This is a genomic window from Cobetia sp. UIB-001, assembly GCF_044789135.1.
Taxonomy (GTDB): Bacteria; Pseudomonadota; Gammaproteobacteria; order Pseudomonadales; family Halomonadaceae; genus Cobetia; species Cobetia amphilecti.
In genome coordinates this window covers 1,849,232-1,862,939 of sequence record NZ_CP058244.1, presented here as the reverse complement: position 1 = coordinate 1,862,939, position 13,708 = coordinate 1,849,232, and the positions used below count along the sequence as shown (strand labels likewise).

At 58.5% G+C, this 13,708-nt stretch carries 12 protein-coding genes; 5 read left to right on the top strand and 7 right to left on the bottom strand.

The window, feature by feature from the left end; all coding sequences use genetic code 11:
- Positions 1–19: 19 nt before the first annotated feature.
- From HA399_RS07895 to sodX, 3 genes are read left to right on the top strand one after another with little or no spacing between them, the layout of a single operon-like run.
- Positions 20–229 carry a hypothetical protein gene (locus HA399_RS07895; RefSeq protein WP_153635697.1) on the top strand — a complete coding sequence of 70 codons (210 nt, stop codon included), beginning with the start codon at positions 20–22 and terminating at the stop codon, positions 227–229.
- Between the two features lie 2 nt (positions 230–231).
- Positions 232–732 carry a superoxide dismutase, Ni gene (gene sodN / locus HA399_RS07890; RefSeq protein ID WP_225348042.1) on the top strand — a complete coding sequence of 167 codons (501 nt, stop codon included), beginning with the start codon at positions 232–234 and terminating at the stop codon, positions 730–732.
- Positions 733–790: 58 nt separating this feature from the next.
- Complete coding sequence (gene sodX, locus HA399_RS07885; RefSeq protein ID WP_404326748.1) at positions 791–1,081, top strand: nickel-type superoxide dismutase maturation protease; 291 nt, start codon at positions 791–793, stop codon at positions 1,079–1,081.
- Positions 1,082–1,657: 576 nt separating this feature from the next.
- Here sodX and HA399_RS07880 read toward each other — a convergent pair.
- From HA399_RS07880 to HA399_RS07870, 3 genes are all read right to left on the bottom strand, one after another.
- Positions 1,658–1,975 (bottom strand): STAS-like domain-containing protein, encoded by a 318-nt coding sequence (locus tag HA399_RS07880; RefSeq protein ID WP_404326747.1) that lies wholly within the window; start codon positions 1,973–1,975, stop codon positions 1,658–1,660.
- Between the two features lie 44 nt (positions 1,976–2,019).
- Complete coding sequence (locus HA399_RS07875; RefSeq protein WP_404326745.1) at positions 2,020–3,072, bottom strand: hypothetical protein; 1,053 nt, start codon at positions 3,070–3,072, stop codon at positions 2,020–2,022.
- 238 nt (positions 3,073–3,310) lie between these two features.
- Positions 3,311–5,407 carry an FAD-dependent oxidoreductase gene (locus HA399_RS07870; RefSeq protein WP_404326743.1) on the bottom strand — a complete coding sequence of 699 codons (2,097 nt, stop codon included), beginning with the start codon at positions 5,405–5,407 and terminating at the stop codon, positions 3,311–3,313.
- Positions 5,408–5,636: 229 nt separating this feature from the next.
- Between HA399_RS07870 and HA399_RS07865 the strand changes: the two genes are divergently transcribed.
- Positions 5,637–6,281, top strand: coding sequence for a TetR/AcrR family transcriptional regulator (locus HA399_RS07865; RefSeq protein WP_404326741.1), 645 nt, complete (start codon positions 5,637–5,639; stop codon positions 6,279–6,281).
- A gap of 110 nt (positions 6,282–6,391) precedes the next feature.
- On the opposite strand, the gene HA399_RS07860 is transcribed toward HA399_RS07865, so the two are convergent.
- The 4 genes from HA399_RS07860 to uraH form a co-directional block, all read right to left on the bottom strand.
- Complete coding sequence (locus tag HA399_RS07860; protein ID WP_404326740.1) at positions 6,392–8,509, bottom strand: methyl-accepting chemotaxis protein; 2,118 nt, start codon at positions 8,507–8,509, stop codon at positions 6,392–6,394.
- Positions 8,510–8,819: 310 nt separating this feature from the next.
- Positions 8,820–10,934: a methyl-accepting chemotaxis protein gene (locus tag HA399_RS07855; protein ID WP_404326739.1), complete on the bottom strand. Its 2,115-nt coding sequence runs from the start codon at positions 10,932–10,934 to the stop codon at positions 8,820–8,822.
- Between the two features lie 205 nt (positions 10,935–11,139).
- Positions 11,140–12,387 (bottom strand): urate hydroxylase PuuD, encoded by a 1,248-nt coding sequence (locus tag HA399_RS07850; protein ID WP_404326737.1) that lies wholly within the window; start codon positions 12,385–12,387, stop codon positions 11,140–11,142.
- A gap of 9 nt (positions 12,388–12,396) precedes the next feature.
- Positions 12,397–12,750, bottom strand: coding sequence for a hydroxyisourate hydrolase (gene uraH / locus HA399_RS07845; RefSeq protein ID WP_404326735.1), 354 nt, complete (start codon positions 12,748–12,750; stop codon positions 12,397–12,399).
- Between the two features lie 382 nt (positions 12,751–13,132).
- Between uraH and uraD the strand changes: the two genes are divergently transcribed.
- Positions 13,133–13,666 carry a 2-oxo-4-hydroxy-4-carboxy-5-ureidoimidazoline decarboxylase gene (gene uraD, locus HA399_RS07840; protein WP_404326734.1) on the top strand — a complete coding sequence of 178 codons (534 nt, stop codon included), beginning with the start codon at positions 13,133–13,135 and terminating at the stop codon, positions 13,664–13,666.
- Positions 13,667–13,708: the final 42 nt, after the last annotated feature.

Genomic DNA, 13,708 nt, shown 5'->3' with positions numbered 1-13,708 from the left:
CCCTCACAGGAGATACGGCATGAAGAAAACCCTTACCGCGAGCGGGCTGCTGTTGCTGACCGCCGCCAACACGGCCCTGGCCCACCCGGGACATGACCACAGTGACTGGAGCAGCCCGCTCGTTCACACCCTGTTCTATGGCGCCATCGCAGCCGTCATCGGTACCGCGTTCTTCGTCATTCGTCAGTCGCGTCACAAGCGCCAGAACACTCAGCAAAAGGAGGATTGAGCATGATTCACGCCCTGCTTCGCGGCATTGACCGCCTGGTATCAGTCCCTGCGGCATCCGCGCACTGTGATATTCCCTGCAAGATCTACGACCCGTCTGCTGCGCAGATCGCCGCACTCAGCGTGATTCGCTTCATGGACCTCATCAATGAGCTGGGTCAGAAGGACAGCCTGACGCTGGCAGACCAGGCCTTGTTGGCACGTCTGGTGGAGCAGAAAGAAAGCCACGCCGAGAAAGCCAAGCATGAGATCCGCATCATCTGGGGCGATTACATCAAGCAACCACAGCGGGATGCCTATCCCGACATCGATGCGCTGGTGCACAGCATCATGCTGGCCGGCTCTGCCTGCAAACAGGGTATCGAGCGGGATAAAGGGGAAAAGCTGCTGACCCTCATCAATGAATTCGCCGCGGCGTTCTGGGATACCAAGGGTGTCACGACCTTTACTGCGACCTGCCCGTATCCGCCGTCTGAAACTGTCGTCTATCCGAAGCTGGATTGAGGCAACGACATGACGCGCCAAAGAACTGATGAAGAGTGAATTGATCAAGAGTGAACGGATGCCCATCGGACTCTATCGCGTCAATGGACTCAGCATGTCTCCCGGCCTTGCGCCGGGAGATTATGTCGTGACACTGAAACGCTGGAAATCGCGCTATCGCATAGGCGATATCGTGGTGGCACAGCACCCCCACTTCGGCCGCATCATCAAGCGTATCCGTGCAATACAGCCAGACGGCATGCTCTGGCTGGAAGGCACCCATCCTGACAGTACCTCGACTGACAAGATGGGCTTGATGAGGCGCGAGTGGATCCAGGGGCGAATTGTTCGCGTATATCGAAGAAATTAAAATTAGATGTATCGCAGACAGAATCTTAAAAATAGCACCAGTAAAAGCCAAGCAAAGAAAGCAAGTACTTGAAGTATCGCCTCCAAAAACTATTCAAGTGATCAGAAAACATAGTCTCCAGCGAATCAATATAATCTTCTGAAGACTTTATAATACCCATTACAACGGGTGAATCATATACTTGCGGACAAAAACTACTTGAATCAAAATTAACTAAGCTTATACGCTGCTTGAACTTATTTGATTGCGGCTGAATATCCAGCTTATAGGCATCTGAGACGTGCAATCTATTTATCGACCTATTAATACTCTTAATATTTGAGACTATCTGCATAGCTTCATAGCTGGAGTAATAGCTATTTACATGGAAAGAAACGGCTTTTTGTGTAATAGCGAGGATGTCGACCTTAAGCAAATCCAAGGAAGCTCTTAATTCCTTCCTTTTTTCTCTATCGTTGTTATGCGAATTAACGACAAACCAACCACCTAAGATTAAAATCCATGTGGTAGCTGAAGCAAACAGCCTCAAGAACCCAGCATTTTCGGGATCGTTAATTAAAACCCATATATCAGGCATCAACCTTTTGCGCCTTCCATATAGCTGTTTATTTCATCAATAAGAAACGGATCTTCATTCGAAATAAACTTTATCTTTTTAAACACAACGCTGCTGTTATCTAACCTCCTAACCAAGCCTCCAAAAGCTTCCTCAAGAAATGAGGAACCAAAGCCCATAACCCCATCAAGATTGATCAACAACTCTTCATGGCGCTCTATATTAGGTATTAGAAATTCCTCTCTAAACTTTTCACCACTGTACGGGCCATCTGTAAGAAAACGGCCAGCAGGAAACGGTGAAAACTCCTTAGCAATATTAATAATCATATTTAACATACCATTTCCCAATCCAGTAAAATTAGACAAGTCTTGATTTATGCTCAAGCAGCTTTTGCGCTAGTAAAGCTATCAGGCAAAGAGACTTGCCAGCAGACTATTGTACCTTTAATACTAGTAGAAAAATCAAAAAGACGCACATCTCCACCTTTTGCGAGTCTATAACTTCCTTTATTACTTAATATGATTATATCACTTTCTTCAGAGTTATCTATAGTAGCAACGATTTGACTCAATCCCTTACCACGATGAGATTGCTCGGTTCTCGACCTAGTCATCGTAACAGCTTCTTCAATAGCTCTAGAGTCTGTCAAATCTTTTCCTAACTGTCTTAACAAGGATTTAAAGAATCCTGGGTGACTTATAGGAAGAGTATTAGGAATACCCAACCCCAAGTCACAGAAGACTACTTTTAGCTTACCATTTATTTCTTGGGAAAACATCCACCAAGGCTTATAGTAATCAGTATGTATCAAATTATCACCACGCTCCTTGATATAAGCATGCTGACGTGCATTTGTCATTGCTTCTGTCATACCTGTAAAAAGGTCTCGAGACAAAGAAGTAGCGATATGCCCTTGATATTTTTCAAGGATATTTTTGCACTTCTCCCCTTCAACCTCTTCGCCAGATGCACAGAACCAAGTTGCAACATCATCCCTATTACTTTCAGGCGTTCTTTTAATGCTGCATTTTATCAACTTTGAGAAGCCGATCTTATTAAAAACCTGCCTTACAACCTTATCTTTAGGTGGCGTGCTTCTAACATCTAACTTCTTGACATTATTCAGTCTTGATATTTCAGCATATACAAATATCATGCCTTCTGCATACACCTTTTCTAGGCCGCTAAAATCAATCCAAAGCCTTTTTCTTCCTTTATCGACATGACGATGAATACTATCAACAAATGAAATAACTTTTTTCCTAGCATCTACCGCAGTAAGTCTAAGTGTTCTTGGGCACTTAATCTCAAAAAAGCCAGACCGCTGTTCTCGCTTAGCAATAGCTTTAGAATTTGATTTTTCTCTTTTACGCATTTCTCGTAGAGAAGCGCGCCTTAAATACTCACGCCGAGAAAAATCTGTAATCTTCATAGACTTCACTTCCTGTGTTGGTCTATACAACTTTTAGCGTTAAACGTCATATGCGCCGCAATAACAAGTAACGAACAATCCCACAAAATACAAAAAATTACACTAACACTACACAAACAAAATTTTTATCATACACAGACACATACAAAACCCAAAAATGCAAAGGCTAAGGCTAGCCCAGAGGGCTTAGTATACATTGGGTTGCCTACAAGCAAAATCTAGTTTCTATGTCTTTACCTCACACCACCTTCATCAGCCTCAGCGCGTCATGGATCGCCGCATGGGTATTGCGGGTCGCGACGGCGTCGCCTATGCGATAGAGCTGGAAGCTGCCCTCTGCTGCGCGCTGGGTGTGTTCCGGACTCGGGCCGTCCACCGGTTGGGCGAGGCCTGCTATCAGGGCGTCGTAGTCCACTGCCCCGCCATTGCGTGAGTGAGGCTTGAGTTCGAAGTAGAGATCTTCCATCGGGCGGGCGCCGTAGTTGACCACTACCTGATCGACAAGGCGCTGATCCGCGTAGGCACCGGTGCCCTTGCCCTGCGCCACGGCGTCATCCAGATAATCACTGCCGATATGGGCGATCAGCTGGCCATCCTCACTGCGCGTGACGCTGCCGAGGCGATAGGTCGGCGTGAAGGTGACGGCGAGACGTTGCAGGCTGCGCATGTAGGGCACCAGGTTCATGGCCATGATTTCCGGCGCGAAGGTGCGATCTGGCGTCATCATCTCGAGCCTGGCACCGGAGTTGGCGATCATCTCGGCGGCCTGTAGCGCAGCGTGGTCACCCGCGTCATCGAACAGCAGCACGTTGCGGCCAGGCGTGACATGGCCCGAGAGAATGTCCCAGCTGGAGACGACCAGCTCACTGCCGACCTGCGGCATGTCTTCCTCGGGATAGCCACCGGTGGCCACGATGACGACATCGGGTTGCTCCGCCAGCACATCCTCGGCCTCGGCGAAGACGTTGTAGCGCATCTCGACGCCGAGGGCCTCACAGCGACTGATGCGCCAATCGATGATGCCGATCATCTCGCGCCGCCGCTCGCTCTGGGCGGTGAGGCGAATCTGGCCACCCGGCTGGTCGGCCGCTTCCAGCACCACCACCTGATGCCCGCGCTCACCTGCGACGCGTGCGGCCTCGAGCCCTGCCGGGCCCGCGCCGATGATCACGACCTTCCGGGTGACCTCGGCAGGCGTGATGTCATGCGGTTGCTCCAGCTCCCGCCCGGTCGCAGCGTTATGAATGCAGTAGGCGGAGCCGCCCTGATAGATGCGATCCAGACAATAGTTGGCCCCGACACAGGGGCGGATGGTCTCCTCCTGCCCTGCCATCAGCTTGCGCACGATGTGCGGGTCCGCCATGTGGGCGCGCGTCATGCCGACCATGTCGACCTTGCCAGTGGCGATGGCGTGACGCGCGGTGGCGATGTCCTGAATCTTGGCACCGTGGAAGGTCGGAAAATCCATCGCTTCGCGAATCTGTCCGGCGAAGTCGAGATGCGGCGCACTGGCCATGCCCTGGATCGGGATGACATCGGTGAGGCCCGCATCGGTATCGATATGGCCGCGCACCACATTGAGAAAATCGACCTGACCGCTATCGCGCAGCAGACGCGAGACTTCCAGGCCATCGCTGGCATCCAGCCCGCCACTCAGACACTCATCTCCCGTGTAGCGAACGCCGACGATGAACTCGCTGCCCACCCGTGCGCGAATGGCGCTCAACACTTCCATGGTGAAGCGCAGTCGATTCTCGAGACTGCCGCCATAGGGGCTATCCAGCGTATTGGTGAGCGGTGACCAGAACTGGTCCATCAGATGGCCATAGGCCTGCAGCTCTATACCGTCGAGGCCGGCTGCCTGCATGCGCTCGGCGGCGTCGGCGTAGTCCTGGATCAGCCGTGCGATATCCCAGTCCTCGACCCGCTTGGGAAAGGCGCGGTGCGCCGCCTCACGACGATGGGACGCCGAGACCGCCGGCAGCCAGTCGGCCTTGTCCCAACGCGTGCGGCGTCCCAGGTGGGTGAGCTGGATCATCACAGCGGTGCCGTGCTCATGACAGGCATCCGTCAGCTCGCTGAGCCACGGCACCACCTCATCGCGATACGCCAGGATATTGTTGAACACCGGCGGGCTGTCCTTCGCCACCGAGGCGGAGCCCGCCGTCATGGTCAGGGCAATGCCCGCCCGCGCACGCTCCTCGTGATAGGCGCGGTAACGCGCCTTGGGCATGCCATCTTCCGGATAGGCAGGCTCGTGGGAGGTCATCATCAAGCGATTCTTGAGGGTCAGATGCTTGAGCGTGAACGGCGTGAGCAGCGGGTCCTGAGCCATGTGGCCTCCTGATGAGCAGACAGCGAGAACAGGGGTGTCTTTATTGCGTACACCTGTGTACATACGCTGACTATAGTCCTAGGCTTCAGGCCATGCGTCGCCGGACACGCCGTTCTGGCCCGCCTGACGCAGCCAGACTCGTCGCTGTCGCAAACAGCATGCTCATGCTGTCATCGCGAGATCGACCTCACATCAGCCCCACCATCCCCCGCCATTCAGGAGACCGCCCATGCCAGAGTCCCCAAGCGTCCCCCCGGCAAGTGACGGCGCCCAGGCTGCCGGGCGCGGCAAGGCCGAGGACTGGCTGGAAGCCGCCTATCAGCAGCTGTTGCTGGGCGGCGTGGATTCGGTGCGCGTCCTGACACTGGCCAAGACGCTGGGCCTGTCACGCACCAGCTTCTACTGGAGCTTCAGGGACCGCGACGCCCTGCTCACCGCGCTGCTTGCGCGCTGGGATGCTCACAATACCGCCGGCCTGATCGGTCGCTGCGAGCAATACGCCGCCACGGTGGTGGAAGCCATGCTCAATGTCTTCGACTGCTGGCTGGATGCGTCACTGTTCGATTCACGCTTCGAGCTGGCGATCCGCAACTGGGCCTCTCAGAACGCGGAGGTCGCCGCTGCCGTCGCCCGCGCCGATCAGGCACGCATTCAGGCGCTGACCAGCATGCTGATGCGCTACGGCCAGCCCGAGCAACTCGCCAACGTACGAGCGCGCACCACCTACCTGACCCAGATCGGCTATCTGTCGATGCGCACTCAGGAAAGCGTCAGCGAGCGCATCAGCCGCGTCGCCGAGCATGTCGAAGTCTTCGTCGGCGAGCGCTGCGAGCCTCAGGAGCTGGCACGCTTCGCGGCCCGACACCCGGCCTGAAAGGACAAAGCCCTCACCGACGGCAGTCGGCAAGGGCTTGGCAGAAACATCAACGGCTAGCTGTCACGTTCACTGGCGCTCGATCAAGCTCTTGGCTCAGGGCCGCGCGCTCAGAAGGCTTCCCACTCCTCCTCTTCACGACGCTGGGAGCCGCGCGCGGCGGTTGCCGGCGGCGGGAAGGCAAACTGCTCGCCATCCGCCATCGGCTGAGTGCTCATGTGCGACATGGACTGATGCGACACGGATTGGCGTGGCATGGCGTGTGTTGTCATGGTCTGTCCACCCGCCACCTTGAAGCCTGCCATCAGCTGCTCCAGTGCCTGAGCCTGTGCGCTCATGCTGCGCGCCGCGCCACTGACCTGATTGACCAGGGTGGTGTTCTGCTGCGTCATCGCGTCCAGCTCGCTCACCGCCGTATTCACCTGGCCGACGCCGGCACTCTGCTCACGCGCGCCGGCGCTGATCTCGGCGATCATGTCGTTGACGCGCTCGACGCTAGAGAGAATTTCGGCCATCGCCTGACTGGCGTCCTTCACCTGCGCCACGCCTTGCTGAGTGTGCGAGATCGACTCGTCGATCAGGCCGCGAATCTCGCGGGAGGCATCACTGGAGCGCGTCGCCAAGGTGCGCACTTCCTGCGCAACCACCGCAAAGCCACGCCCATGTTCACCGGCCCGCGCCGCTTCCACCGAGGCATTCAGCGCCAGGATGTTGGTCTGGAAGGCGATGCCGTCGATCAGACTGATGATCTCGCTGATACGCTCGGCGGAACGATTGATGTCTTCCATGCTTGCCTGCGCCTTGCGCATGTCGTCATTGCCGCGGCGCGCCTGCTCGGAGGTCGAGTTTACCAGCTGGCTGGCCTGCTGGGCGGAATCGGCACTGTGCTGCACGGTGGTGGTGATCTCCTCCATCGAGGCCGAGGTTTCCTGCAGACTGGAGGCGGACTGCTCGGTGCGCGCCGAAAGCTCCTCGTTGCCCTGGGCAATCTCGCCGGCGGCCTGATTGACGGCGCCCGTGGTGCCCCGCACCTGACCGACCACTCGACTCAGGTCCTCGCCGACGCTGTTCATGGCCGCGGTCAGCTTGCCGATCTCATCCTGACGCTGACTGGTGATGCGCTGGGACAGATCGCCCCGCGCCAATGCCTGAGCCAGTGATACCAGCGCATCCAGCGGACGACTGATCAAGCGACGTTCCAACCAGTACAGCAGGCCCGCCACCGCCATTGCCAACAGCAACGACAGGCCGAGCACCAGGTTGCGCAGATGGATGATATCGGCGGTGATGGCCTGCTTGTCGACCGTGGTCGCCACTACCCAGTCCCACGCCGGGTATTGTTCGAAGCGCGTGACCTTGGTGCCCGTCTCTCCGGGCAGGCGATATTCCATCTGGCCCTGGGGCTGATCGAGCAACTTCGCGAAGATCTGACGCCCCTGGTCATCACGGACATCAAGCAATGAAGTCCCCTGCCACTGGTCGCCAGCCAGTACCCGGCCAGGGCTCGCGGCGGCAGTGCTTGCCAGCAGACTGAAATCTCCCTCATGCCATTTCACGTTGGTGATCGTGGTGTAGAGCTCCTGGATCTGAGCGCCGATATCCACCCCGATGAAGGAGGCACCCACGATGTTTCCCGCCTCGTCCTCGATGGGCTGATAACGCGTCATGTAATGCTTGTCTGCCAGATTCAGCAAGCCGCTGTAGGACTGACCATTGCGCAGCGCAGCCAACACCTCGCCCTCCAGAGCGAAGCCGAGCATCCGTGAACCATCGGTATTCTGCAACGAGGTGGAAATGCCGACGAAGTCATCGCCATCGCGCACGAACAGACTGACAGGGGCGCCGGTCCTTCGGGTGAAGTTGTCCAGATACAACGGCTGGCTGTTCTGCATGATGCCGGCATTGCGCAGCACCGGTACCAGACGCTCACCAGCTTTCAGTCTGCGACTGTCATCGAGACTGAAACTGTCGGGAATCGTGGCCAGGAATGCGCTCAGCATGCGTGTGACACTCGCCTGCATCGAGGTATCGAACAAGGTGAGCATCTGGGTGACCTGACGCTGTTGCTGCTTGAGGGCAATCTCCATGTCTCCTTCAACCTGGCGTGCGCTGGCGCTCGAGAACACCAGTCCCAGCGTCAGAAACGCTGCCATCATGAGGATCAGGATCAATAGCGCCAACTTGCTGCCGACGCTGGCATGCGCCAGACGCTGTCTGAGTGAAGTCATACCGCGGGTACCCGGTGTGGTGGAAGTTCACCGACTATCGACCAACGCTGGCTTAACTGAAGGGCTAGAGAAAAGAATTCATCTTTTTTCAGAAGACAGCAAAAAACACCATCAACTGTCATCAAGATGACACTTTCATATGGTTCTGATATCAGTGGTAGGCATTGGCCACATGAGCGTGGGTCACATGAGCCCTGGCCACGAAAAAGCCCTCACCGACGGCAGTCGGCAAGGGCTTGGCAGAAACATCAACGGCTAGCTGTCACATTCAATGGCGCTCGATCAAGCTCTTGGCTCAGGATCGCGCGGCTCAGAAGGCTTCCCACTCCTCCTCTTCGCTGCGCTGAGATCCACGCGTGGCCGGTGCCGGCGGCGAGAAGACAGACTGCTCGCCATCCGCCATCGGCTGAGTGTTCATGTGCGACATGGACTGATGCGACACGGACTGATGCGACATGGCGTGTGTTGTCATGGTCTGTCCACCCGCCACCTTGAAGCCTGCCATCAGCTGCTCCAGTGCCTGGGCCTGTGCGCTCATGCTGCGCGCCGCGCCACTGACCTGATTGACCAGCGTGGTGTTCTGCTGCGTCATCGCATCCAGCTCGCTGACCGCGGTATTCACCTGGCCGACGCCGGCACTCTGTTCACGCGCCCCGGCACTGATCTCGGCGATCATGTCGTTGACGCGCTCGACACTGGAAAGAATCTCGGCCATCGCCTGACTGGCATCCTTCACCTGCGCCACGCCCTGCTGAGTGTGCGAGATCGACTCGTCGATCAGGCCGCGAATCTCGCGGGATGCATCACTCGAGCGCGTCGCCAGGGTGCGCACTTCCTGCGCGACCACCGCAAAGCCACGCCCATGCTCACCGGCCCGCGCCGCTTCCACCGAGGCATTCAGCGCCAGAATGTTGGTCTGAAAGGCAATGCCATCGATCAGGCTGATGATCTCGCTGATGCGCTCGGCAGAGCGGTTGATATCTCCCATGCTCGCCTGCGCCTTGCGCATGTCGTCATTGCCGCGGCGCGCCTGCTCGGAGGTCGAATTGACCAGCTGACTGGCCTGCTGGGCGGAATCGGCACTGTGCTGCACGGTGGTGGTGATCTCCTCCATCGAGGCCGAGGTTTCCTGCAGGCTGGAGGCGGACTGCTCGGTGCGCGCCGAAAGCTCCTCGTTGCCCTGGGCAATCTCGCCGGCGGCCTGATTGACGGCGCCCGTGGTGCCCCGCACCTGCCCCACCACTCGGCTCAGGTCCTCGCCGACGCTGTTCATGGCCGCGGTCAGCTTGCCGATCTCATCCTGACGCTGACTGGTGATGCGCTGGGACAGATCGCCCCGCGCCAGCGCCTGAGCCAGTGATACCAGCGCATCCAGCGGACGACTGATCAGACGACGCTCGAGGAAGTAGAGAATACCGGCCACGGCCAGCGCCAACAGCAGTGCCAGCCCGAAGACCTGATTGCGGACCTGCGTGATGCCCGCCGTCACTTCCTGCTTGTCGATCGTGGTCGCCACCACCCAGTCCCAGGCCGGATAGTGCTGGAAGCTGGTGATACGATCACTGTCTTCGCCCGCCAGGCGGTAATCGATCTGACCGCTGTCGGCGGCGAAGAGCGGCGCGAAGGCCGGCTCGCCCTGCGCATTCTTGAAGTCCATCAGCGAGCGGCCCTGCCACTGACCCGTCGTCAGCACCTTGCCCTGCTGGTCCGGCGCCGTGCTCGCCACCAGACTGAAGTCCTTCTCATGCAACTGGATATTGGTGATGGTGGCATACAGCTCATCGATCTGCTCGCCGACATCCACCCCGATGAACGAGGCACCGATGAGGTTGTCATTGAAGTCGGTGATCGGACGATAGCGCGTCATGTAGTGACGGCCCGCCAGATAGAGCATGCCGGTATAGGGCTGGCCGGCATTCAGCGCGTCCTTGACCCCACCACTCAGCGTCAGCCCGAGCAGGCTTGAGCCATCTTCGGTCTTGAGGGTGGTGGCTATGCGCACGAAATCCTCACCATCGCGCACGAAGAAGCTGACCGGCGCACCGGTGCGATTGGCGAAGTCGGCCAGATAACCGGATTGATTGTTGAGCATGAAGCCGGCATTGAGCAGCGCCGGCGCATCGCGCTCGCCGATCGGCAGACGTCGGTCCTCGATCAGCGTGAAGTTGTCAGGAATGGTCGCCAGGAAGGCATTGAGCATGCGCGTCACGCTGGACTGCATGGTGGTATCGAACAGCTCGATGGTGTTGGTGATCTGTTGCTGCTGCTGAGCGAGAGCGCGTTCGGTGCCCTCTTCTACCTGCATCTTGCTGGCCGTCGAGAACACCAGGCCCAGCGCCGTGAAGGCCGCCATCATCAACAGCAATACCAGCAAGGCGAGCTTGCTGCCGACACTGGCGCGGGCCAGACGCTTTTTTATTGTCATCACTACGCGATACCCCGATCAATCCATGAGAGAAGTATCACGTCTATCGGCCACCGGACTCAGAACTGTAGCGTTGCTGCTGACGAGTGGATTCTAAAAGTGGCCCTGATGAGTGGGTCCTGACCAGCGGCGCCCTTGGAGCGCCGCTGGTCAGTACGCCCGCATTCATGACTCTCTCAGCCAGCGCTCCCTAATCCATTGCCCTTCAGCGTGTCGCCTGCCACCAGTCATCCAGCAGCTGGCGTTCGGCATCGGTCATCTGGGTCATGTTGGCCAGCGGCATGCTCTTGTCGACCACCGTGCGCTGGTGGATGCGCATGGCCTGACGCTGGATGTCATCCCAGCCATTGAAGGCCACGCCGGCTGCCGGAGCCGTCAAGCCGATCAAGTTCGGCGTGTCACTGTGACAGCCGGCGCAGCGTTGCTCGACGATATGACTGACCTTGTCTCGCAAGGGCTGATTCTCCCCCGGGGCCTCATTGCCAGCGGTGCTGCTGGCCGCAACGGTGGCTGAAGGCGCGCTTGTCTCGGCTGTCGCGGGCGCCGTCTGTGAGCGCGGCGCGCAGAGCACGATCACGCCGATCAGTGCCAACACTGCCCCTACGGGCACCCACAGGCGCTTGACGCCCTTGTGGTGATCCACCGTGGCGATACGGATCAGACCGCCCGTCACCAGCAACAGCAGAATGACGCCCAGGCGATAGTCATTGGCATATAGCAGCGGATAGTGGTTGCTGATCATCATCAGCACCGCAGGCAGCGTGATGAAGGTGTTGTGCACCGAACGCTGCTTTGCGCGCTGGCCGTGGATCGGGTCCGGCGTTTCCCCCCGCTTGGCAGCGGCCAGCAGGGCCTTCTGACCCGGGATGATCACATTGAAGACGTTGCCCGCCATGATGCTGCCCATCAGCGCGCCCATCAGCAGGAAGGCGGCACGCCCCGAGAACAGTTCGGTCGCCACCCACGCAGCCAGCGTCAGCCACATACCGACCGCGACGAACAGCGCCCCGGCATGGCGCTTTAAGGGGCTGCGACACAGCGCCTCATAGCCCAGCCAGCCGCCGATGAGCACGCCCAGAGCGCTGCACACGGCCAGGGTGCCGCTCATCTCGAACACGCGCGGGTCGATCAGGTAGGCGTGCGGCTGCAGCAGGTAGATCAGCGTGAAAAGTCCCATCCCGGACAGCCAGGTGACATAGGCCTCCCACTTGAACCAGTGGATCTCGCCGGGCAGCGTTTCACTGACCCCATCGTGGCGAAACAGATGATAGAGACCGCCACCATGCACCGCCCACAGCTCGCCGCCGGGGCGGCCATCTACCGCATGAGTGGCCGGCTTTCGCCGGTTGTCGAGCCAGATGAAGAAGAACGATGCGCCGATCCAGGCGATCCCCGCCATGACATGCAGCCAGCGGGTCAGCAGCATCGCCCAATCGAGAAGATATGCGCTCATGCCGGCTCCTTAGCTGCCGCGGTAGACACTGTAGGCCCACGGAGTGACCAGCAGCGGAATGTGATAATGGCCACTGGCCTCGAGGGTGAACTCGACCGGCACCCGGCCGAGCATGCCCTGGCCCACCGTGCGGCTGGCAAAGTAATCCCCGACCTGAAACGTCAGACGATAGACGCCGGAGAGATCAGCGGAAGCCTCGGTTTCCTCCAGCAGCGGCGCATCGAGACGCCCATCGGCATTGGTCGTGACCTGCGCGATCTCGTGAAAGTGACCCTGCGCATCCTGGCGCTCCAGGGTGATATGCACACCGCTGGCAGCGATGCCTTCGGCCTGATTGAGCACATGCGTCGTCAGTCTGGGCATGGCGATTTCCTGTTCTTGTGTGGATGTGGCGGGTACGACTCGAATCTGGACAGATGGAAGCTGTACGAATGAAGACTGTGTTTCGGTTTTCTGGCCGGTCCTGTTCTGGCCTGCCGTCAGCGGTTGGTGGTATTGCACCCGATGAGTGCATTGCTGCATTCTGACCGATCGGTCAAGGTGCAGGCCGTATCGCCCCATGACAGACGCCGCTCGGCGCCGTCAGGCAAGCCGGTGGCGATACAGCCTTGTCGTCAACCGCTGGCATGGCGATGCAGCGTGTAACACAGCGTTGGTCAGACGCGTTGCCAGCGACGGCATGCGCCTTGCAAGCTGATGATTCCTTGAGCTTTTCAAACCTATCCCCCTCTCTGGAGCAAGGCGCATGCCAATCGAGACCCCGATGCACTATCTGGTGATGCTGGACACGCTCAACGCCCTGCCACCCGAGGCGCTGGCACGACGCTTGAGTGGTCTCTATGAGCACTCGGACTGGGTGGTGGAACGCGCCGCGGCAGAGCGCCCGTTCGCGAGCATGGAAGTCCTGCTGACGGCGTGTGCCAATGCGGTACGCCAGGCCAGTGATGCCGAGCGCCACCAATTGATTCTGGCCCATCCTGAGCTGGCTGCCGGCAAGCTGGAGACCCTGACGCCCGCCTCGCAGGGCGAGCAGCGTGGCGCAGGGCTCGATCAGCTCGATGACGCCACCCGTGAGCGCTTCCTGACGGCCAATGCCGACTACCAGGCCCGCCACGGCATTCCGTTCATCATCTGCGTCAAGGGCCACAGCGCCACCAGCATTCTCGAGGAACTGGAGCGCCGCCTGCCGCAATCCACCGAGGCGGAGTACCAGGAGGCTCTGGCCCAGATCCATGCGATCGCCGCAGTGCGCCTGCCGGGGCTGCTCGAAGCCAGTTAGTGACGAGCGTCCCTGCGGCCGCCGAGGCGTGCTGACTTACGC